Annotated in this window: 21 protein-coding genes; 6 read left to right on the top strand and 15 right to left on the bottom strand. The window is 70.9% G+C overall.

The features are described from left to right. Positions 1 to 36 precede the first annotated feature (36 nt). Complete coding sequence (locus tag E1281_RS06510; protein ID WP_207943139.1) at positions 37 to 1617, bottom strand: AMP-binding protein; 1581 nt, start codon at positions 1615 to 1617, stop codon at positions 37 to 39. Between the two features lie 64 nt (positions 1618 to 1681). Between E1281_RS06510 and E1281_RS06505 the strand changes: the two genes are divergently transcribed. From E1281_RS06505 to E1281_RS06495, 3 genes are read left to right on the top strand one after another with little or no spacing between them, the layout of a single operon-like run. Then, positions 1682 to 2707, top strand: coding sequence for a ferredoxin--NADP reductase (locus E1281_RS06505; protein WP_131876232.1), 1026 nt, complete (start codon positions 1682 to 1684; stop codon positions 2705 to 2707). A 29-nt stretch (positions 2708 to 2736) separates the two neighbouring features. Then, the gene (locus tag E1281_RS06500; RefSeq protein WP_131876231.1) at positions 2737 to 3453 is read left to right on the top strand and encodes an enoyl-CoA hydratase/isomerase family protein; all 717 of its coding nucleotides are present in this window, start codon (positions 2737 to 2739) and stop codon (positions 3451 to 3453) included. A 50-nt stretch (positions 3454 to 3503) separates the two neighbouring features. Further along, on the top strand, positions 3504 to 4199 hold the full coding sequence (locus tag E1281_RS06495; RefSeq protein ID WP_131876230.1) for an alpha/beta hydrolase fold domain-containing protein: 696 nt from the start codon (positions 3504 to 3506) through the stop codon (positions 4197 to 4199). A 435-nt stretch (positions 4200 to 4634) separates the two neighbouring features. Here E1281_RS06495 and E1281_RS06490 read toward each other — a convergent pair whose 3' ends face one another. From E1281_RS06490 to E1281_RS06455, 8 genes are read right to left on the bottom strand one after another with little or no spacing between them, the layout of a single operon-like run. Then, a complete protein-coding gene (locus E1281_RS06490) occupies positions 4635 to 5936 on the bottom strand; it encodes an amidohydrolase family protein (RefSeq protein ID WP_131876229.1) in 1302 nt (433 codons plus the stop codon). Between the two features lie 13 nt (positions 5937 to 5949). Continuing rightward, complete coding sequence (locus E1281_RS06485; RefSeq protein WP_207943138.1) at positions 5950 to 6390, bottom strand: hypothetical protein; 441 nt, start codon at positions 6388 to 6390, stop codon at positions 5950 to 5952. Further along, the gene (locus E1281_RS06480) at positions 6387 to 7100 is read right to left on the bottom strand and encodes an ABC transporter ATP-binding protein (protein WP_131876228.1); all 714 of its coding nucleotides are present in this window, start codon (positions 7098 to 7100) and stop codon (positions 6387 to 6389) included. The genes E1281_RS06485 and E1281_RS06480 overlap by 4 nt, the downstream gene beginning before the upstream one ends. Further along, positions 7097 to 7795 carry an ABC transporter ATP-binding protein gene (locus E1281_RS06475; protein WP_131876227.1) on the bottom strand — a complete coding sequence of 233 codons (699 nt, stop codon included), beginning with the start codon at positions 7793 to 7795 and terminating at the stop codon, positions 7097 to 7099. The genes E1281_RS06480 and E1281_RS06475 overlap by 4 nt, the downstream gene beginning before the upstream one ends. Beyond that, the gene (locus tag E1281_RS06470) at positions 7776 to 9836 is read right to left on the bottom strand and encodes an ABC transporter permease (protein ID WP_131876226.1); all 2061 of its coding nucleotides are present in this window, start codon (positions 9834 to 9836) and stop codon (positions 7776 to 7778) included. Before E1281_RS06470 ends, E1281_RS06475 begins: the two co-directional genes overlap by 20 nt. 7 nt (positions 9837 to 9843) lie before the next feature. Beyond that, positions 9844 to 11208, bottom strand: a complete 1365-nt coding sequence (locus E1281_RS06465; RefSeq protein WP_207943137.1) for an ABC transporter substrate-binding protein — start codon at positions 11206 to 11208, stop codon at positions 9844 to 9846. A 53-nt stretch (positions 11209 to 11261) separates the two neighbouring features. After that, a complete protein-coding gene (locus E1281_RS06460) occupies positions 11262 to 12470 on the bottom strand; it encodes a CoA transferase (RefSeq protein WP_131876224.1) in 1209 nt (402 codons plus the stop codon). Next, positions 12467 to 13930 (bottom strand): aldehyde dehydrogenase family protein, encoded by a 1464-nt coding sequence (locus tag E1281_RS06455; RefSeq protein ID WP_131876223.1) that lies wholly within the window; start codon positions 13928 to 13930, stop codon positions 12467 to 12469. Before E1281_RS06455 ends, E1281_RS06460 begins: the two co-directional genes overlap by 4 nt. 240 nt (positions 13931 to 14170) lie before the next feature. Here E1281_RS06455 and E1281_RS06450 point away from each other — a divergent pair, with 240 nt between their 5' ends. Together E1281_RS06450 and E1281_RS06445 are read left to right on the top strand one after the other, a co-directional pair. Further along, on the top strand, positions 14171 to 14887 hold the full coding sequence (locus E1281_RS06450) for an SDR family NAD(P)-dependent oxidoreductase (RefSeq protein WP_131876222.1): 717 nt from the start codon (positions 14171 to 14173) through the stop codon (positions 14885 to 14887). Further along, on the top strand, positions 14884 to 15432 hold the full coding sequence (locus tag E1281_RS06445) for a carboxymuconolactone decarboxylase family protein (RefSeq protein WP_131876221.1): 549 nt from the start codon (positions 14884 to 14886) through the stop codon (positions 15430 to 15432). The genes E1281_RS06450 and E1281_RS06445 overlap by 4 nt, the downstream gene beginning before the upstream one ends. A 76-nt stretch (positions 15433 to 15508) precedes the next feature. Here E1281_RS06445 and E1281_RS06440 read toward each other — a convergent pair whose 3' ends face one another. From E1281_RS06440 to E1281_RS06430, 3 genes are read right to left on the bottom strand one after another with little or no spacing between them, the layout of a single operon-like run. After that, positions 15509 to 15751 (bottom strand): enoyl-CoA hydratase-related protein, encoded by a 243-nt coding sequence (locus E1281_RS06440; protein ID WP_207943136.1) that lies wholly within the window; start codon positions 15749 to 15751, stop codon positions 15509 to 15511. A 39-nt stretch (positions 15752 to 15790) separates the two neighbouring features. Beyond that, the gene (locus tag E1281_RS06435) at positions 15791 to 16939 is read right to left on the bottom strand and encodes an acyl-CoA dehydrogenase family protein (RefSeq protein WP_131876219.1); all 1149 of its coding nucleotides are present in this window, start codon (positions 16937 to 16939) and stop codon (positions 15791 to 15793) included. Then, positions 16936 to 17799 carry an acyl-CoA dehydrogenase family protein gene (locus tag E1281_RS06430; RefSeq protein ID WP_131876218.1) on the bottom strand — a complete coding sequence of 288 codons (864 nt, stop codon included), beginning with the start codon at positions 17797 to 17799 and terminating at the stop codon, positions 16936 to 16938. Before E1281_RS06430 ends, E1281_RS06435 begins: the two co-directional genes overlap by 4 nt. A gap of 75 nt (positions 17800 to 17874) precedes the next feature. Between E1281_RS06430 and E1281_RS06425 the strand changes: the two genes are divergently transcribed. After that, positions 17875 to 18528 carry a TetR/AcrR family transcriptional regulator gene (locus E1281_RS06425; protein ID WP_131876217.1) on the top strand — a complete coding sequence of 218 codons (654 nt, stop codon included), beginning with the start codon at positions 17875 to 17877 and terminating at the stop codon, positions 18526 to 18528. A gap of 8 nt (positions 18529 to 18536) precedes the next feature. Here E1281_RS06425 and E1281_RS06420 read toward each other — a convergent pair whose 3' ends face one another. Genes E1281_RS06420 through E1281_RS06410 form a run of 3 tightly spaced genes read right to left on the bottom strand, consistent with a single transcriptional unit; the run spans position 18537 to position 21059 of the window. Beyond that, the gene (locus tag E1281_RS06420) at positions 18537 to 19064 is read right to left on the bottom strand and encodes a DoxX family protein (RefSeq protein WP_131876216.1); all 528 of its coding nucleotides are present in this window, start codon (positions 19062 to 19064) and stop codon (positions 18537 to 18539) included. Position 19065: 1 nt separating this feature from the next. Further along, complete coding sequence (locus E1281_RS41095) at positions 19066 to 19347, bottom strand: hypothetical protein (protein ID WP_207943144.1); 282 nt, start codon at positions 19345 to 19347, stop codon at positions 19066 to 19068. Beyond that, positions 19344 to 21059, bottom strand: coding sequence for an OB-fold domain-containing protein (locus tag E1281_RS06410; protein WP_207943134.1), 1716 nt, complete (start codon positions 21057 to 21059; stop codon positions 19344 to 19346). The genes E1281_RS41095 and E1281_RS06410 overlap by 4 nt, the downstream gene beginning before the upstream one ends. Between the last annotated feature and the right edge of the window lie 115 nt (positions 21060 to 21174).

The following is a 21174-nucleotide window of genomic DNA, read 5'->3' as shown; positions in this document are numbered from 1 at the left end:
GACCCTCCTTTACTTCTAGCGAGAAGAGTATTCTCGCTATCGATGTCCCGCAACGTCTCGACGGAGAACGAACTTCTGGATCTTGCCGCTGGCGGTCCGCGGGAAGTCGTCGACCTCGTACACCTCCTCCGGCCACTTCTGCCGCGCCAGGCCGGCCTTCTCCAGGTGCGCCCGGATCTCCCCGACCGTGGGCGCGCGCTTCCCCACCCGCGGCCGGACGACCGCGGCCGCGTGCTCGCCGAGCCGTTCGTCCGGCGCGGACACCACGGCGACCTCCGCGACACCCGGCATGCCCATCAGCAGATCCTCGATCTCCGGCGCGCTGATGTTCTCGCCACCCCGGATGATGACGTCTGCCTTGCGGTCGGTGATCGTGAGGTAGCCGTCCTCGTCGAACTCGCCGATGTCGCCCGTCCGGTACCAGCCCTCGTCGTCGAAGTGCGCCGCGGTGAGCGCCGGGTCGGTGTAGCCCAGGCACAGGTCCGGGCCGCGGCTGAGGATCTCGCCGTCGTCGGCCAGCCGGACCTCCACCCCCGGCAGGGCGTCGCCGTCGGTGAACAGGCGCTTGGCCTCCGGCGCGGTGTGCCGGGAGCCGGTGATCGAGGGGTGCTCGGTGCTGCCGTAGGAACGGAAGACCGTGATGCCGAGGTCGGCGAGCCGGGTGGTGACCGCCGCCGGGACCGACGACCCGCCGAGCCCCGCGTACCTCATGTGCTCCAGGTGCCCGGAGGTGAAGTCCCGATGGTCGAGGAGGCTCGTCACGAAGTACGTCGCGCCGCCCCCGACGGTCAGCCCGTCGTCCTTCATCAGCCGCAGCGCCCGTCCCGGGTCCCACACGTCCGTGAGGTGGATCGGTGTGCCGTCCAGCACCGGGATCAGGACGGCGTTCACCATGCCGATGAAGTGGCCGACCGGCGCCGCGGTGAGCTGCCGTCCCCGGTCGGGCGGGTAGAGGTGACCGCCGAGCTGGCGCGCCTCGAAGCCGAGCGTCCGGTGGCTGTGCACGACGCCCTTGGGGTCGCACGTGGTGCCGGAGGTGAAGGCGATCAGCGCGGGAGCGTCCGGGTCCGTCCCGTCGACCCCCGGCAGCGGGTCGGCCGCCGGGGCGTCGGCGAGCAGGTCGTCGAAGTCGCGCCCCACCACTCCGACGACCGGCACGGTCGCGCACAGGTCGGCCTGGAACTCGATGCGCCCGAACCGCTCCGCCGCGATGAACGCGCGCGGCCGGACGGAGTCGAGGATGTACGCGAGCTCCTTGCGCCCGTAGAAGTGGACGATCGGCACCACGGTCGCGCCGAGGAACGCCGACGCCCAGAAGGTCGCGGCGGCCTCCATCCAGTTGGGCAGCTGGAACGCGACCACGTCGCCCGGGCCGACGCCGCGCGCACGCAGCCCCTCGGCCAACCGGCGGGCGACCCGCTCGACGTCACCGAAAGTGCCCGACCAGGGCCGGGCGTCGGAGTACACGCGGAACTCGGCGGCCGGGGTGGTCCGCAGACCCCTCGCCAGCATGGCGCCGAGCGTGTCGCGGGTCCACCAGCCCTCCGCCTCGTACCGCTCGACGAGTTCGGCGGGGACCGTGCGCACGGGGATGTCGCGCGGGGTGTTCGCAGGCATGATTTCAGCTCCGATCTCCTGTCGAGAATTGCACTCTCCCAGAGTGAGAAGATAGATTCCATACATGGCTCGAGACCACGGCTTCCATCCGGTCCGGATCACGCGGGTCGTCCAGGAGACGGCGGACGCGCGCACCTTCGTGCTCGACGCACCGTGGCCGTACCGGGCCGGCCAGTTCGTGACGTTCCGGGCATGCGGCGTACTGCGCAGCTACTCGATGTCGAGTTCCCCGGACACCGATGGCGCACTGATGACGACCGTGAAGCGGGTCCCGGGCGGACTGGTGTCCAACTGGATGATCGACAACCTCGGTCCCGGCGACGTCGTCGAGGTGACGCGGCCGGCCGGGGTGTTCTGCCTGCGCGAGACGGCCGCACCGCTGGTGGCCTTCTGCGGGGGCAGCGGCGTCACGCCGGTCCTGTCCCTCGTCAAGAGCGCGCTCGCGACGACACGGCGGCGGGTGCGCGTGCTCGTCGCCGACCGGGACGCCGACGCGATCATCTTCCGAGCCCAGCTGGCCGAACTGTCCGATCGGCATCCGGAACGTCTGGAGGTCCATCACCACCTGGACGTCCTGAACGATTACGTCTCCGAGGTCCAGGTGCGGAATTTCGTGAACGTCGACCGGCACGCCGATTTCTACCTCTGCGGCCCCGCACCGTTCATGGAGCTGACCGAGCGCGCACTCCTCGCCCACGGCGCCGGGACCGACCAGATCTTCGTCGAGCGCTTCGGCACCGCGAGCGAGTCCCCCGCCGGGCGGGCCCCGGCTGAGGACTTCGGGGAGGAGCCGCCGGAGGAGGAGCCCCGCGAGGAGGGAACGGTCACGGTCGTCCTCGCCGGCAAGCGCCGCACCGTTCCGAAACACGCCGGCGAGACGCTGCTGCAGAGCGCGCGCCGGGCGGGCCTCGCACCGCCCTTCTCCTGCGAGGCCGGGAACTGCGCCACCTGCATCGCCCAGATCACCGACGGCGAGGCGAAGATGCGGGTGAACAACGCCCTGGACGACGACGAGGTGGCCGACGGCCTGGTCCTCACCTGCCAGGGCGAACCCGTTTCCGCCGACATCACCGTCGTCTACGAGGATTGAGCCCGTCTCGGGCGGTTGGAGAGCCGTGAATGGTAGATCTTGAGCTGGACGAGGGGCTGGCGGTCATCACCATCGACCGCCCGGAGACCCGCAACGCCATCGCAGCGGACACCATGGACGAGCTGGACAAGGCCATCGACGCGGCCGCGGGCGCCCACGCCCTCGTCGTCCGCGGCGGCGGCGACCGCGTGTTCGTCTCGGGCGGCGACCTGAAGCAGCTCGCCGCGATCCGCACCGAGGCGGACGCGATGGCCATGGCGCTGCGGATGCGCGGGATCTGCGACCGGCTCGCGCAGTTCCCCGCCCCGGTGATCGCCGCTCTGAACGGCCACGCCCTGGGCGGCGGTGCGGAGATGGCGGTGGCCGCCGACATCCGGATCGCCGCCGACGACATCAGGATCGGCTTCACCCAGTCGACGCTGGCGATCATGCCGGCGTGGGGCGGGGCGGAACGGCTGGCCGCACTCGTCGGCCGCGGCCGGGCGCTCCTGCTCGCCGGCGCCGGGAACACGCTCGGCGCGGCCGAGGCGGAGCGGGTCGGGCTACTGGACCGGGTCGTCCCGCGGGCGACCTTCGAGGACGACTGGCGCGCGCTGGCCCGATCTCTCGCCAACGCCCCGGCCCGGGAGATCAAACGGGTCGCGGCGGGCGTGTCCAGAGAGGAGGCGGCACGTGCCTTCGCTCGGCTGTGGGTCGCCGACGAGCACTGGCGGGCGGTGGAAGGGATGACGCGCCGTGGCAAGTGAGAGCGTGGCCAAGCGACAGCGTGGGCGGTGACAGCGTGGGAGGTGACAGGATGGCGAGTGACGTGCGAGTCCAGGAGGGCCCCGTGGGCACCGTGGTGCGCCCGCGCGGCCGTACCGACAAGGTGGTCCTCTACCTGCACGGCGACCGGCACCGGCCACCCGTCTCCACATCGGAGCCGGGGCCTGCCGGGCGGCTCGCGCTGCGGGCCAACGCCCTGCTCGTGTTCGCCCGCTATCGCGCCGAGTTCCCTGCCGCGCTCGACGACGTGCACGCCGCCTACGAGCACGCCGTCGAGTCCGGGCCGGTGGTGGTGGCCGGCGAGCGGCTCGGCGCCGGGCTCGCGGCGGCGCTGCTGGTGCGGCTGCGCGACACGGGGGCCGTGCAGCCCGCCTGCGCGGTGCTGGTCTCCGCACTGCTCGACCTCACCCTCGAGGCGCCGAGTCTGACGCTCAACGCGGGCGCCGACCCGGCGTTCGACCTCGCCGGCCTGCGGAACCTCGTCGACCGGCACGCCGGGAGCACCCCCAGGACCGACCCTCTGCTGAGTCCCCTGTACGCCAACCTGCACGGCCTCGCACCGGTGCGGCTCCTCACGGCCGGGACCGATCCTCTGCTCGACGACTCCCTGGCGTTCGCCGCCCGGGCCGCCCGCTCCGGCGTCATGGTGGACCTGCGGGTGCATCGGGACGCAGCAGCCCTGCGCGCCGGGATCGTCCCGGCCATGGCCGCCTTCATGGACGGGTGACGGACGTCCATCGAGAAGACGCGCCGGAGCGCGGTCGGCCGCCCCGAAACCGGCCGGGTCAGCTTCCCGACCCCTGAAGGGGAGAACTCGCAACGCTTGCGGTGGTCGGAGAGAAGCTTCATCCGCTCGGGCGAGCATTGGACCGGGATCGGTCCGGCAACGGCCGTGGACCGTCCAGATCGAGACGGTGTCGGCATCCAGTCGCCGGGAGAGTGACCGGTCGTCGAACGGCTGGGCAGCGTCCTTGCTACACCGGATCGCCTTGGACTCCACGGCCCGGCGGCGCTTGGCGCCCGCCCGAGTGCAGCCAGCGGGCGCCCGGCACGAGGTGCTCGCTCAGCGAGAACCCGTCGACCCGGCCCTTCCCTCCTCGGCCGCGCGTCCCGGCCGAGGAGGGTACGGGGGCGCGCGGCCGGCGGACGGTGTCTCGGGCGGTCAGGACTTGGCGGCGGCGGCCACCGCCGCGCGCGCCCGGGTGCGGTAGCCCTCCAGCTTCTCGGCCGGGTCGATGACGCGATGGCTCCTCGACTGGACGGACACGTCGTGGCCGGCGGACGCGGCCCGCAGCGCCCCCACCGTGGCCCGCTCGCGCGGCACGTGCCCGAACGGATCGAAGGAGTACCAGCGCATGGCGTTCTCGTAGGTCATCTTACGGGTGTCGCCGTCGGGCACCTGGCAGTCGGTCAGGACCTTGTGGAGCTCCTCGGGCGCGTCCGGCCACATCGAGTCGCTGTGCGGGTAGTCGGCCTCCCAGCAGATGTTGTCGATGCCGATGTCGTGCCGGAGCCGCACGCCGAGCGGGTCGCTGATGAAGCAGGTCAGGAAGTGCTCGCGGAACACCTCGCTGGGCAGCTTGCCGCCGAAGTCCTGCAGCGTCCACGTCGCGTGCATCTCGTACGTCCGGTCGACCCGCTCCAGGAAGTAGGGGATCCATCCGGTACCGCCCTCCGACAGCGCGATCCGGATGTCGGGGAACTCCTTGATCACACGCGACCACAGCAGGTCGGCCGCCGCCTGCACGATGTTCATCGGCTGCAGGGTGATCATGACGTCCGGCGGCGAGTCCACCGCGGGGATCGACAGCCGCCCGGACGAGCCGATGTGCACGTTCAGGACCGTTCCGGTGTCGGCCAGCGCCTGCCACAGCGGGTCCCAGTGGTCGCTGTGGAAGCTCGGGTAGCCCAGTGCCGCCGGGTTCTCGCTGAACGTCAGCGAGTGGCAGCCCTTCGCCGCGACGCGGCGCACCTCGTCGGCGCACAGCTGCGGGTCCCAGATCACCGGCAGCGCCATCGGGATGAACCGCCCGGGGTGGGCGCCGCACCACTCGTCGATGTGCCAGTCGTTGTAGGCGCGAACCAGCGCGAGCGAGAAGTCGGAGTCCTCGGTGGCGAACAGGCGGGCCGCGAAGCCGGGGAAGGACGGGAAGTTCATCGAGGCGAGGATCCCGCCCGCGTTCATGTCCTTGACGCGCTCGTTCACGTCGTAACAGCCGGGCCGGATCTCGTCCAGGCCCTGCGGCTCCATCCCGTACTCCTCCTTGGGACGCCCGGCGACCGCGTTCAGCGCGGCGTTCGGGATCACCATGTCCCGGAACTTCCACACGTCCGTGCCGTCCTCCTGGCGGACCAACTGCGGCGCCTCCTTCCGGTACTTCTCCGGCAGGTGGTTCACGAACATGTCGGGAGGTTCGATGATGTGGTCGTCGACGCTGATCAGGATCAGATCATCCTTGTGCACGGGAGTACTCCGTTCAGTCGTTTTCTTGCGTCCGTTCGACCTTCTCCGCCCCTGCCTCGACCGTCAGTGTGAGGCGGGCGAACCAGAAACGGAGGACGTTGGCCAGCGTGTAGCGCAGGTAGAGGGCGCTGCCGACGATGCAGGCGCAGACGCCGGCGATCCCCACCGCCTGCGCGTCCCGCTGGGCCAGCGAATCCGTGGTGCCGCGGGAGAGGAAGTAGGCGGCCACCCCGGCCACCAGGCCGGCGACCATGAGGCCCATCCCGACCCGCAACCACATCAGGGCCCGGCCGGCGGCCGGGTCGGGGATCCGCATCTCGGCGATCTGCCGGACGAAGCGGTCCGCGCGCGTCTCCGCGGCACTGCCGCCGGCCGACCCGGTCGCGGGCTCGGCCGGCGAGGCGTCCTGCCTCCCGGTCGTCTCCGCGGTGCACGTCGTGGATGTCTCGGTCATGTCGCACTTCCCAGGTAGAGGGCCGAAAGATCGGCCAGGAGGCCGTCGCTCGGTGCTTCCGCGCGCTCGATCCGGCCGTTCACCATCACGGCCGCCAGGTCGCAGATCTCCAGCACGGTGCTGGCGAACTGCTCGACGACCAGGACGGCGACCCCCGTCCGAGCGATCTCGACGACCAACCCGTACAGCTCGGCGACCACCAGCGGCGCGAGGCCCATGGACAGCTCGTCGATCAGCAGGACGGCCGGGTCGGTCGCCAGCCCGCGGGCCAGGGAGAGCATCTGCTGCTCGCCGCCGGACATCGTCCCCGCGGTCTGGCGCCGCCGTCCGGCCAGCTTGGGGAACCGGGCGTAGGCGATCTCCTCGACCGCGGCCCGGCTGACGCCCGCGAAGGTCATCATCCAGAGGTTCTCGCGGACGGTCAGGTTGGGGAAGATTCCGCGCCCCTCGGGGACGAGGCACACCCCACGCCGCGCAAGCTCCACCGGGTCCGCGCCGGTCAGGGCCCGCCCGCCGACGCGGACCTCGCCGCGGTCGGCCGGGTGCAGTCCCGCCGCGACGTTCAGCGTTGTGGTCTTCCCGGCGCCGTTCGGGCCGAGCAGGGCCGCGATCCGCCCCGCCGCGACGGTCAGGTCCACCCCGCGCAGCGCTGAGATGCGGCCGTAGGACGCGTGGACTCCGGACAGTTCGAGCAGACTTCCGCCGGTCATGCCGCCCCCAAGTAGGCGCTGAGCACCGCCGCGTCGGCGCGGATCCGGCCGGGTGGGCCGCTGGCGATGAGCTTGCCGAGGTGCAGGACGTGCACGACGTCGCACGCTTCCATCACCAGGCGCATGTCGTGCTCGACGAGGACGACCGAGAGGCCGTCCGCGGCGAGTTCGCGCAGCAGTCGCCCGAACCGCTCCGTCTCGCACTCGTCCTGCCCGGAGGCGGGTTCGTCGAGCAGCAGCGCCTTGGGCCGGACGGCGAGCGCCCGGCCCAGCTCGACGAGACGAGCTCGGCCAGTGGGCACCGAGTCGGCACGCACGTCGGCGATGTCCGCCAGTCCGAGCCGGACGAGGAGCTCTTCGACGGGCGGGCCGCCGCGCTGGAACTCGGCGGCGACCCGCAGGTTGTCGCGGACGGACAAGTGACCGAAGATCTCCAGCCGCTGGAACGTGCGGCCCAGGCCCCGGCGGGCCCGGGCGGCCGGGTTGCGCCGGGTCACGTCCGTCCCGTCGAGCACGACGCGGCCCGACTTGGGGAGGATCAGCCCGGAGACCACGTTGAACAGGGTGGTCTTGCCGGCGCCGTTGGGGCCGATGAGCCCGGTGACATGGCCGGCCTCCGCCTCGAAGTCGACCTCCGACAGCGCGAGGTTGCCGCCGAAGCGTACGGTGACCGCCTCAGCTTCGAGCAAGGCCATCGAGCACCTCCTTCCGATCCGAAGGCAGCCAGGGCCGGTGGACGCCGCGCCATTCCAGCGGGACGTCCGCCGTCCGCGGCCTCCGGGCCCTGGCCAGTTCGCGCAACGCGACCGCCGCGGCGATCGAGCCGAACGTCAGCACCCAGCCGTTCACCGCGTCGAGCAGCCGCAGCGCCCAGAGCATCCCGATGATCGCGGCCAGCGGTCCCCAGAAACGGCGCAGCGGGTTCCACGACTCCCGGAAATGCGGGACAACGCCCTCCGGGTGCCGGCCCATCCCGATCCCGGCGAGCCCGACGAGCAGGGACGACACGTGGTGCGCACCGGGCCACAGAGCCGTGATCGCGTGCATGATCCCGGCCAGGTTCAGGCCGGTGAAGAAGCCCGAGCCGACCGCGGCCATCCCTCCGATGATCACAAGCAGGAAGATCGGCAGCCCCGCGACCAGGTTGAACTGGTCTGGGCTGATCGTCCGCGCCTGCATCCCGTACAGCGCGCCGCCCAGCCCGGCGATCGCCGCCGACAGCGCGAACACCGCCACCTTGGTGATCAGCAGCCGCCCGCCCAGAGTCGCGCAGGCCGCCTCGCTGTCGCGCATCGCGATGAGCCGGCGGCCGAAGAAGCCGCGGCGGATCGCGACGGCCAGGAGGCACAGCGCCGCGAGGATGGCGGCGGCGAACATCAGCTGGACGCGTTGCCCCGAGAAGATCGGGGTCACCTCGCTGCTGCCGCCGCTGAACAGCCAGTCCACCGGCATCGTGAAGATCCAGCCGTCCAGGACCAGCGCGAAGGCGGCGGTCGCCAGTGCCAGGTAGATGCCCGACAGCCGCAGCGCGGGGATCGCGATCACCACGCCGACCATGGCCGAGACCGCCACGACGGCGAGCAGCGCGAGGGGGTTCCCGCTCGCGCCCACGCCCGCCCAGACCACCGCGCCGATCCCGGCCAGGGCGAGCTGGGCGAGCGAGATCTGCCCGGAGAAGCCGGTCAGCACGACGATGGACAACCCGATGATCGACATCGGGAAGATCTGCCCGTAGGTCATGACGTCCGGATCGCTGAGGGTGGTGGCGAGCATCGCCGCGAACACCATCAGGCAGGCGCCGAACACCAGCGTGCCCTTGATCGTCGGGGTCGGCAGCGAGCGTGTGATCCGCACGCTCCCCTTCACCCTCGGGTTGGGGAACAGCAGCAGGACGAGGAACAGCAGCAGCGCGGGCGCGGCGATCCGCAGCCCCGGCAGGTACTCGTTCTGCGGCAGGTACCCGGTGAGGTAGCTCTCGGTGCAGCCCACCACCATGGCCCCGACGAACGCCATCGGCAGGCTTCGCAACCGCCCGAAGATCGCGGCGGCGTAGGCGCTGATGATGAGCAGGGACAGAGCGGCGGCGTCCAGGGGGAGGCTGGGCGCGATGAGGATGCCGCCGAGCGCGGCCAGCACCGTGCCCAGCACCCACGCGGCTTTGGCGGCCACGACGGGATCGCCGCCGTTGAGCCGCGCGAGGGACGGGTCGTCGACCGTCGCCCGCATCGCGACGCCGAGCCGCGAGCCGTACAGGAACGCGTACAGCCCGATGGCCACGGCCACCGCGACCAGCAGGGTGACGACCTGGTGCCACGTCATCACCGCCGGCCCGATGTGGAGCGCCTCCCGGTCGGCGAAGAAGGGCCTGAGCGGACGCGCGACGTTGGGGTCCCAGACCCACTGCGCCAGCGCGATGAGTCCCATCAGCAGCGCGATCGTCACTACCAGCCGCTCGACCTCGCCCACGCCCTGGACGGGGCGCATGATGAGCCGTTCGACCAGCAGGCCGAACAGCGGGGCGAGGACGAGCAGCACCAGCGCCAGGGCGATCGGGACCGGCAGGCCCCAGCCCCCGGTGAGCTGCCAGTAGGCGAACGCGGCCATCATCCCCGCCGCGCCGTGGGCGAAGTTGAAGATGCCGGTCGTCGTGTAGGTCAGGACCAGCCCGCTGCTGATGACCGCATAGATGCCGCCGGAGCTGAGACCGATGAGCCCGAAGGTGAGGAACTTGTCCATGCTTCCTCTACTTCAGATCCGCCATGCTCTTGCCGACGTCCTCGAGCTTGACCGGGGCCGGATAGTCGTTCTCGTACTTGTGGGAGACGTCGTCACAGCGGTAGGCACCGTTGTTCGCGCCGAAGTCGGCGGGGACCCACCCGTTCGGCGTCGCCTTGACGGCGTTCCAGCACGGGGCCGGGGCGGCCTTGGTCGACAGGTCGAGCGGAGCCCGGAGGCCGCCGGCCGTCCACTCGGTCTCCTTCTGGGCGTTCTCCAGGACGCACTTGCGGGTCAGCTCGGCGCATTCCCCGGCCGCCTTGGCGAACACCAGCCAGGCGGAGAAGGATCGCAGCACCGGGAGATTGACCTCGGCGTCCGGCGCGTACTTGGCGAACATGTCGAGAATCTGCTGGGTCGCCGAGTTGTCCGCGGCCTTCTCCAGCGGGTGCAGGCCGCTGAGGTCGGCGTAGGAGGGCTGGCTCTCAAGGGCCGCGCCGGACAGTTTGGGGAAGCCGGGGCCGTAGGCGTTGTTGGTGCTGTCGATCCAGTCGAGCCGGTGGCCGATGTTGGTGAGCGACTGGAGGAGCTCGGCGAGCTGCCGCCAGTCCCCGAGGAACATCAGGCCCTTGACCTTCTTGTCCTTCAGCGCCTGCGCGAACGGCGTCCAGTCGGACACACCGCGCGCCGGGTACAGCCCGGTGTAGGTGACCTTGCCGCCGAGGCCTTCGACGGTCTCGGTGTGCTGGTCGATCATGATCTTGGTGACCGGCGAGTCGCCGGCGATGACGCCCACCGAGCCGCCCGAGCCCTTGTACTTCTCGTTCATCAGCCAGTCGTAGAAGCCAGCGTAGTCGTTGTAACCGAGCGAGGCTCCGTTCGCCATCACCTGAAGGTCGGCGCCGCGGGCCTGGACCTGGCTCGACTGCGCGGGGAGGTCCGGCAACATGCACTTCAGCCGAGTCTCGACACCCTGGCCGTCCAGCGCCGCGGAGCCGCCGACGAGTGCGAAGTCCGTCCGACAGGCTTCGGCCATGCGCGGCCGGACCTCCATCAGCTTGGCGTCGTGGACGACGGGGACGAGCTTGCGCCCGCCGATCCCGCCGGCCGCGTTGCACCATGCGGCGAAGACCTTGGCGGAGTCCACCATCTCGGATTTCTTGGTGAAACCGACATCGGTGAAGACGCCCACCTTGATCTCGGTGCCGGTGACGCCCTGGACCTCTGACGGCTTGGGGTCACCGGGCCCGCAGACGTTCTTGAGCGTCCCGAAGTCCCGCTTCGGGACGGATCCGCCGGAGCCTCCGCCGGCCTTGTCGCCGTCCTCGGCCCCGGTCCCCTCCCCGCGGGCGGCGCAGCCTGTGAGCGCCACCACGAGCAAGCACGCGGTCAACGTTCGCAACGTTCTCAATGTTCCTCCTCGGAACCGAGCCCCGATGTCGATGGTCAAGTGACCGCGCCCGCCGTCTTGAGGGCGATGATGCGGGCCCAGTCCAGACCGAGTTCCATGAGGATCTCCTCGGTCTGCGCTGCGAATTCGGGAGCCGGGCGGAGCCGGGGGGCGGTGACGTCGAACTGCACCGGGTTGGCGACCAGTTCGAGCTCGCCGGCCCGCACCAGGTATTCGTTGTCGCGGATCTGCGCGTCATCGCCCACCTGGAGAGAGTCCTGCACCGGAGCCCACGGCCCGGCGAGGGTGGCGAAACGCTCGGTCCATTCGCCCAGCGTGCGGGTGGCGAGGATTTCGCGGAGCGTCTCGACTGCCGCCGGAGTGTTCTCCGCGATCAGCTCCGCGGTGGCGAAGCGGGGATCGTCGGCCAGTTCGGGACGCTCGATGTGCCGGCACACGTCGGCCCAGAATCGGGCCGGCTGCATCATGACGAAGGCAAGGTAGCGGCCGTCGGCCGTGCGATACAGACCGGTCAGCGGGTTCGTGGGCGAGCCGTGCGCGCCCGTCTCGGGCGCCTCGAGCGCCTTGCCCAGGTGCAGGGACAGTCCGATCCCGTGGCCCATCGCCCACAGGCCGCTGCCGAGGAGGGAGACGTCCACGACCTGGGCCTCACCGGTCCGTTCGCGGCGCAGCAGGGCCGCCGCGACGCCGCCGGCGAGGTTGGTGCCGGAGATGGTGTCCCCGTAGGCGGGGCCGGGCGGCGGGACCATGCCCTCCACGCCGGGCGGCGTGATGCTGGCGGCGGTGGCGGCCCGCGCCCAGAAGGCGGTCATGTCGTATCCGCCCTTCTCCGCTTCCTCACCGCGGGGCCCGAGTGCGCTGCCCCGGGCGTAGACGATCTCGGGGTTCACCGCGCGGACGTCGTCCACGTCGATGCCGAGCTTGCGGCGGGAGGCGGGCAGGAAGCTGGTCAGGAACACGTCCGACCGGCGGATCAGGTCGTGCAGGATCTCTTTGCCCTCGGGTGCGGACATGTCCAGGCCGAGGCTGCGCTTGCCGCGGTTGGCGTGCTCGATGTTGGGGTTGGGGTCTCCCTCGACCTTCATCGTGCCGGTCTGCCGGAGCCCGCGCTGCGGGTCGCCGGTGACCGCGTGCTCGATCTTGACGACGTCGGCCCCCCAGTCGGCGAGCACGGCGCCCGCCGATGGGACGAATCCGTACATCGCGACCTCGACGACACGGATGCCCTCGAGCGGCGGGGTCACGGGAGCACCATCGCGAAGGTCTTGCGCTCCATGAACTCCTCGAGGCCGGCGACGCCCATCTCGCGGCCGATGCCGGACTGCTTGTAGCCGCCGAAGGGCGCGTCCGGCGCGAAGTAGTTGCCGCCGTTGATGCTGAACGTGCCGCTGCGGATCCGGCGCGCGAGCGCGATGGCCCGGTCCGGGTCGGCGCTCATCACGCCGCCCGAAAGTCCGTAGATCGAGTCGTTGGCGATGCGCACGGCGTCGTCGTCACCGTCGTGCGGGATGACGACGAGGACGGGACCGAAGATCTCCTCTTGCGCGATCTCGCTGGCCGGGTCGACGCCGGCCAGCAGCGTCGGCGTGTAGAAGTAGCCCGGGTCGACGCGCTCGCCGCCGCTGACGAGCTTCGCGCCCGCCTCGACGGCGCGCTTGACCATGCCGTCGACCTTGTCGCGCTGCCGCTCGCTGATCAGCGGTCCCATGTAGGTCTTGGGGTCGCCGGGGTCGCCGTAGGTGACCCGCGCGAGGTTCGCCGCGACCTTCTCGACGATCTCGTCGTGCCGCTCGCGCGGCACCACGAGGCGGGTGGTGATGGCGCACCCCTGTCCCGCGTGCGAGCAGATCATGAAGGCGGCGAACATCGCGGAGGTGTCGAGGTCGGCGTCGTCCAGCAGGATCATCGCCGATTTGCCGCCGAGCTCGAGGAAGACCCGCTTGATCGTCGTGCTCGCGGTCTCCATGACCCTGCGGCCGGTGGCGGTCGAGCCGGTGAAGGTGACGACGTCGACGTCGGGGTGGCCGGCCAGCACCTCGCCGACGGCCGCCTCGGACGAGGAGACGACGTTGACGGCGCCGGGCGGGATATCGGTGTGCTCGGCGATCAGCTCGCCGAGGGCCAGCGTGATCAGCGGGGTGTCCGGCGAGGCCTTGAGGACGACGGTGCAGCCGGCGGCCAGCGAGGGCGCCAGCTTCGCGAACCCGATCTGGTTCGGATAGTTGTACGGGATGATCGCGGCGACGACGCCCGCGGCCTCCTTCTCGACCCAGCGCCGGTGCCGCTGCCCCCGGCTCTCGATCTCCGCGAGCTCCTCGGTCAGCGGGTACTCGCGCAGCAGATCGGCGTAGTAGCGGAACATCTCGATCGGCACGTCGAGCTGGTTGGCGTGGGTGAGCTGGCGGGTGGCGCCGACCTCGGCGATGGTCAGCTCGCGCAGCTCCTCCCTGTGCTCGACCAGCGCCGCGTGGAGCTGGTCGAGGCACCGGATGCGCAGCTCCCGGTCGGTCGCCCAGTCCGTGGCGTCGAACGCGCGCCGCGCGGCCACGACGGCCCGCTCCGCGTCGGCGGTCGTGGCGTCCGGGGCCCGGCCGAGCTCCTCGCCGGTCGCGGGGTTCAGCGAGGGATAGGTCCGTTCGGTTTCGACGAGCCGTCCGTCGATGAGCAGGCGTTTCACCCTCGCCACCGTCTCCTGAAGTCGCATCCTGCCTCCTTAGAGACGGAAACTACATTCTCAATGAGTGCAAATCAACCATCCAGTTGCGAGAACAGTATGTCAGTAGAGACTCCTGATGGCACTCCTGACACGACAGTCCCGGCATCGATCCCCGACCACGACCGGGGGGTTTCGGCCGTACAGTGGCGAGAGTAGTGTTCTCACATCGGAAAGGGAGATTTCCATGATCGAGACGACGCCGAGCCCGCCCCTCGACGAGGTCGTCGCGTGAGCGCCGGCGCGAGAACGGCGGTCGTGACCGGCGGCGGGTCCGGCATCGGCAAGGCCATCACCGAGCGGCTGAGCGCCGACGGGTACAACGTCGCCGCGCTCGACCTCGACCCGGCGGCCGCCGCCTTCGGGCAGGCCGCCGACGTGACCGACCGGGCCCAGGTCGACAAGGCGCTGGACGTCGTCCGGGAGCGGTTCGGCCCGGTCACCGTGCTCGTGAACGCCGCCGGGATGGACGGGTTCAAGCGGTTCTCCGAGCTGTCGTTCGACGCCTGGCAGCGGGTCATCGACGTCAACCTCAACGGCGTCTTCCACTGTGTGCAGGCCGTCCTGCCCGACATGACGGAGGCCGGCTGGGGCCGGATCGTCAACATCTCCTCGTCCAGCGCGCACTCCGGCCAGCAGTACATGGCGCACTACGTGTCGGCGAAGTCGGCGGTCAACGGGCTCACCAAGGCCCTGGCTCTGGAACTGGGCCCGTCCGGCATCACTGTGAACGCCGTGCCGCCCGGCTTCATCGACACACCCATGCTCCGCAAGGCCGAGAGCCGGAGACTGCTCGGCGGGACGGTCGAGGACCACATCGCCCGTACCCCCGTCCGGCGCGTCGGGCGCCCCGAGGACATCGCCGCGACCTGCGCGTTCCTGGTCTCCGAGGAGGCCGGCTACATCACCGGCCAGATCCTCGGCGTGAACGGGGGGCGCAATACATGAACCGCATCTCCCCGCTGCCGCGTGACGAGTGGGACGACGAGACCATCGCCGCGTTCTCCCCGCGAGAGGGTCGGCTGCCGCCGCCCAACAACGCGCTCGACCTGCTCGCCCGGCATCCCCTGCTGGCCAAGTCGTTCATGCGGTACAACGCGTACGTGCTGAACCGCTCGGCGCTGCCGGTCGTCGTCCGCGAGCTGGCGATCCTGCGGGTCGCCTGGCGGCGGCGCTGCCGGTACGAGTGGGCGCATCACGTGAAGATGGCCCGTGAGGCCGGCGTGACCGACGCCCAGATCGAGCAGGTGCGCGCCGGCGGCCCCACCCTCCTCAACCGGGTGGTGGACGAGCTCGACGAGCGATCGCGCCTGTCCGACGAGACCTACCGGGAGATCGCGGCCGAACTCGGCGACGACCGGGCGCTGATGGACCTGGTCTTCACGGTCGGGACTTACGCGCTGCTCTCGATGGTGTTCACCACCTTCGATCTGCCGCTCGACGAAGGCACTGCCGACGAGGGGTTCGACGGCGCCCTCGGAGCGGGTTCCTGACCCGCCTCTCGGGAGAAACGCGGTGGCGACCGTCCCCTGGAGCGGACGATCGCCACCGCGTTCGGTCACGGGCTGGCTATTGATACCACCGCGTCTCCATGGAGTAGATCCACTCCAGGGTGAGCTTCTCCGGCGCCCCCTCGCGGGCCTTCAGGTCGTGCCCGGCCGAGAAGTGCCGGCCGTTCACCTTCTGGACGATGACGCGGACGTCCTCGTCGGCCGGGGCCCACGCGGCGTCCAGGCCGTCCAGCAGCGCACCGGTCCGGGCGTTGGCGGCCTCGGGCCGGTTCAGCGTGATGACCGCGACCTTGTCGCTCACCTCGTACAGGGTCTGGTCCGTTGGCCATCCTCACGTGGTTTACCTGGGCAGGCCGAGGACCCGCTCGGCGATGATGTTGCGTTGGATCTCCGACGTCCCGCCCGCGATCGTCCCGGCGAAGCTGCGGGCGTACCGCTCGAACCAGCTCGCGGAGAACGCCTCCAGGCTCAGGTGGTTCGGCGGCGCCGTCCTGGCGGGATGGACCAACCCCTCGGCGCCGTGCTCGTCCAGGGCGTGCAGGGACGCGGCCTGCACGGCCTCGGAGCCGAGGAGCTTGAGCACCGACAGTTCCGCCGGGTCCCCGTCGCCGCCGAGCGCCCGGTAGCCGAGCAGCCGCAACGCCTGCAGATCCATCTGCAGCGTCGCGTACCACTCCTGGCCGCTCGGCGCGTCCCGGAGGAGGTCCTCCATGCGCTCGGCGAAGCTCAGCCACAGCAGCGTCCGCTCGTGGCCGAGGGAGCCGTGAGCCACCCTCCAGCCCTTGTTCTGCTCGCCGATCAGGTTCTCCTTGGGCACCCGCACGTCGCTGAAGAAGACCTCGTTGAAGTCCAGGTCGTCGGGGTCGGCGATGGAACCGAACGGGCGGCGCGCCAGCCCCGGGCTGTCGGTGGGGATCAGCAGGACGCTGATGCCCTTGTGCTTGGGCGCGTCCGGGTCGGTGCGGACGAACGTCAGCAGGACGTCGGCGTCGTGCGCCCCCGACGTCCACACCTTCTGCCCGTTCACGACGAACCCGTCGCCTTCCGGCACCGCCCGGGTCCGCAGGCCGGCCAGATCGGACCCGGCGTCCGGCTCGCTCATCCCGAGCGCCGCCGTGATCTCGGCGCGCAGGATCGGGACGGCCCACTTCAGCTTTTGCTCGTCGGTCCCGAACGTCAGGATCGACGCGGCGATGATGCCCAGGCCCTGCGGGTTGAAGCTGTGGTAGATCCGCCGCCGGGACAGCTCCTCCAGGTGCGCGAGCTGCTGCGGGAGCGTGGCGTCGCGCCCGCCGAACTCCGGCGGGTTGCCCGGCAGCAGCCAGCCCGCGTCGAACAGCGTCCGCTGCCACCGTCGCGCCCACTCCGGGACGTCCGCGCTCGATCTCGGCCGCGGCACCGCCTCGGCCTCGTCCGGCAGGTGCGCGTCGAGGAACGCGGCGAACTCGGTGCGGAACTCCTCGACCGCGGGGTCGGTGCCCAGCCTCATCGCAGCAACGCCCTCCTGTGCTCGGCCGCCGTCCCCAGCAGCAGGTCGCAGGCCTTGGCCCGCTTGAGATGGATCTGCAGCTCGCTCTCCCAGGTGAATCCCATGGCCCCGTACAGCTGGAGACCGTTGCGGAAGACGACCTGCTGGCACTCGCCGGCAGCGGCCTTGGCCATCGCCGCCGCCCTGCCGCGGCGCGGATCGTCCTCTGCGATCGTCAGGGCGGAGAAGTAGGCCAGCACCCGGGCGCGCTCGATGGCGACGTGCATGTCCGCCGCCTTGTGCTTGACCGCCTGGAACGAGCCGATCGGCACGCCGAACTGGTGCCGCTCACGGACGTGCGCCACGACCATGTCCAGGATGCGGCGGCAGCTGCCGACCGCGGTGATGGCCAGGCCCATCAGGGCGAGGTCGGGGACCCCCGCGACGAGGCCCGGCCCGTCCGGCAGGGACGTCACGTGGGCCAGGTGCAGGGTGGGGTCGAAGGTGTCGGCGCGCTCGGCTGCCATGTCGGCGCGGTCCACGACCACGACGCCGTCCGCCGTCACCAGCGCGATTTCGTCCGCCCGGTCGGCGTCCAGGACGAACCGGCCCGTGCCGTCGCATACCGCCGTCCCCGCGCCGCGCGGGGGCTGCCCGGCGAGCGGCGCGAACCAGGTGGCGGTGGCGAGGAAGGGGGTCGGGTCGGCGACGTATCCGAGTTCCTCCAGCACGATCGCCAGCTCCACCGGGGGCGCTTCCAGCCAGCCCAGCCCGCGGTAGGCCGCCCAGAGCTCGTCCTCCGGGCGGGATCGCGACTTGGCGACCGTCTCACGGACCAGCTGCTGCAGCAGCAGCTGGTCCTCATCGAACTCGAACTCCATGCGCACGAGAATAACATTCTCATTGAACGTAAGTAAGAGTCTCATTCTTGCGATCGTGCGAGTATGATCGGCGGGATGTCCGAGGTCGCGGAAGAACCCGCCTGGCGCCGGCGTGCGGTCGAGCGTTCCACCCGTGCCGCCGGGATCCGCGCCGAACAGCGCGTGCAGCGTTTCCTTGAGGCCGCGCACGAGCTGATCGCGGAAAAGGAGACGACCGACTTCACCGTCCAGGAGGTCGTCGAGCGCTCCAAGCAGTCGCTGCGCAGCTTCTACCAGCATTTCGGCGGCAAGCACGAGCTGCTGCTCGCGCTTTTCGAGGACGCGCTGGCGGCCGGGGCGGCCGAGATCAGGCAGGCCGCCGCGCGGCACCATGAGCCGTTGTCGCGGCTGCGAGCTGCGATCGAAACCCTTTACGAGCAGTCCTGCCCGCGCCCTGGTGACCGCCGCCCGCTGTTCAACGACTTCGCCCTGCGGCTGGTCGTCACACATCCACCGCAGGTGGCGGCCGCGCATCGTCCGCTGCTGAGTGTCCTCACCGAACTGATGGAGGAGGCCGTAGCGGCGGGGGCCGTCACTCCGCGCCGGACGCGCCGGCAGGCGGCCATGGTCATGCAGACGGTCATGTTCGCCGCACAGAACAGCAGTGTCGCCGGCGGCCACGGAGCCCCGATGACCGCCGGCGAGGTGTGGCGGTTCTGCCTGCACGGCATCTCCGCCGACAACGGGTAGGGCGTGTCTCAGACGGCCTGTTCCCTGGCCGGCGTGGCGGGTTCGCGTTCGGGCCGCCAGAAGGCGGCGAGCAGGCCCGCCGTCGCGCCGACCCCCACACCGAGAGCGATGGCGCCGCCGGCCCAGCCGGTGACCGCGATGTCCGCGGCAGAGTCCACCGACACCGTTCCCGGCCCCAGGGTTCCGAGCGCGACACACACGACCGCCAGCACCAGGACGTACTCGTAGCCGTCCTTGACCACGAAGAACCCATTCGCGCGGTGCGCGAGCAGACCTGCGACCAGCATCACCGACACCATCGCCGCGCAGGCCAGCGGCGTCAGCAGACCCAGGACGAGCAGCGCGCCCGCACCGATCTCGGTGATCACGCTGAGCCACGCCTGCAGCTTTCCGTGGCGCAGCCCGAGCCCGCCGAACCAGCCCGCGGTGCCCTCGATCCGTCCGCCGCCCCGCCAGTGGTTGTAACCGTGGGCGATCATCGTGACGCCCACGACCAGTCGCACGGCCAAGAGGGCCACGGCATCGGCTTCCGGCATCTCATTCTCCCGTCAGATCGTTGTGGGACCTCGTTCGCGCCACCGCACACTGCCCGGCGAAGGCCGGCGCCTTCAGGTGGTAGGCGGCGGCGGAGAGCCCGAGGCTTAGGTCGTGGCCGGCGGACGCGCCGTAGCCGGGACGGGCCAGCGCGAGGACGGTGAAGCCGAGCGCCGTGCCCGTCCGCAGCAACGACAGCGGCGGACGTCCGGGGGCGTCGACGTAGGCGGGGCGCACCGCGCCGGTGTCTCGGGCTGCCGTCAACGAGAGATCGCCGAACGTCATGCGTCTGTCCTGAGCAGCATCGCGCCGCCGGGCGTGAGACCGCCGCTGCTGACCACGGCGACGCGGGCGCCCGGCACCTGCCGCTCGCCGCCCTCTCCCCGCAGTTGCACGATCGCCTCGTGCACCAGGCCCATGCCGTGCGTCCGGCCGTGGGAGAGCTGGCCACCGTGGGTGTTCAAGGGGAGCAGGCCGTCCCGGGCGATGTTCGTGCCGCCGTCGAGGAAGTACTTGGCCTCACCGATGCCGCAGAACCCGAGCGCCTCGATCCAGGAGAGGCAGTTGAGCGTGAACCCGTCGTACAGCTGCGCCACGTCCACATCGGACGGCCGCATCGACGTGCGCGTCCACAGGTGGGCCGCGGGGCCGAGGACCTGCGGCTCGTGGGTCAGGGTGCTCTGGTCCCATTCGATCCGCTCGGTGATCTGCGTGCCGACGGCCTCGACCCGGATCGGCGGCTTGGCGAGGTCTCGGGCGGCGTCCACCGCGGACACGATCACGGCGACGGCCCCGTCGCAGGGGACGTCGCAGTCGTAGAGCCCGAACGGCGTGGTGATCGGCCGGGCCTCCATGTAGTCGTCCATCGTCATCGGGTCGCGGTAGATCGCCGCCGGGTTGAGGGCGGCGTTCGCCCGCTGGTTCAGCGCGATCCAGCCGAGCGTCTCGCGCGTGGTGCCGTAGCGGTGGAAGTGCCGTTGCGCGTTCTGCGCGAGGGTGTGCGCGGCCGACGTCGACCCGAACGGCATCCGCCAGCTCGCGGCGCCCTCGGCTCGGCCGCCGCCACCCCCCGCCCCGTCGCGACGCGTCAACTCGCCGTAGGTGGTCTCCCACAGGGTCCGGAAGCAGAGCACGTGCCGGGCGAGCCCGCCGGCCACCGCCAGCATCGCCGCGATCAGCGAACCGCCGGGACCGAACGTCTCGGCGCCGCCGTTGTGCCAGGTCGGCCGCAGGCCCAGCGCGGACTCGACAGCGGTCGTGCCGCCCTCGCCGAATCCGCCGAACGGGCCCGCGCCGGGGTAGGTGGCGAGCCCGTCGATGTCGTCCAGGGTCAGGCCGGCGTCGGCGGTGGCCCGCTCGCACGCCTGGACGGTGAGGGACAGCGGGTCCACCAGCAGCCGGCGGCCGATCCGCGAGGCGCCGATACCGCTGATGGCGGCCTTGTCCTCGAACTTGTCGGTCGTGAGCATCGGGCGGACGCGTTCCGACATCCGCTCGGGCTCGATGTCGTCGGTCGGGATCTCGTCGGGCGGCCCCTGCCCGGCGACGGGCCGGAAGAGGGGCAGCCACACGTCCTCGGCCCTCTCGAACACCACCTCCATGCGCAGGCCGAGGTCGAGGTCGCCGGGCTCGCATTGAACGGCGTTGGTCGTGAGCCGCACGCGGGGGTCGTCCTCCAGCGCGACCTGCGCCACGACGTAGGGGGCGGGGAGCCCCGGCACGTTGAACCGGTGGCTGACGGTGAACCCGATGAGCGTCGCGAATCCGGAGACGGGACGGATGCCGAGGTCCGTCCCGCGGCAGTAGCGGCACACCGGCTGCGGCGGGTGGATCAGGGCCTTGCATGCCTCGCACTCTTGGACGCGCATCCGCCCGTCCGCTCCGGACGTCCAGAAGAACTCGTTCTCCGGGGTGAGCCGCGGGAGAGGTCGCCCCGGCCCACCGCTTCCGTCGCGGGCCGCTACAGCGGTCGCCTTACCGGTGGCACTGCCGCTCACGGTGCCTCCTCACTCTGTCGCGTCGTGACTACTAGCGCATTGAACTTTGGTTCAGTTTCTTGGATTCTTATTGATCCTACTGATCTGATGCTCAACTGTGAATCGCGAGGTGTTC

It is taken from the genome of Actinomadura sp. KC345 (assembly GCF_004348515.1).
Classification (GTDB): Bacteria; Actinomycetota; Actinomycetes; order Streptosporangiales; family Streptosporangiaceae; genus Spirillospora.
Note: the sequence above shows the minus strand (reverse complement) of the source record. Positions and strands in the feature narration are given on the sequence as shown.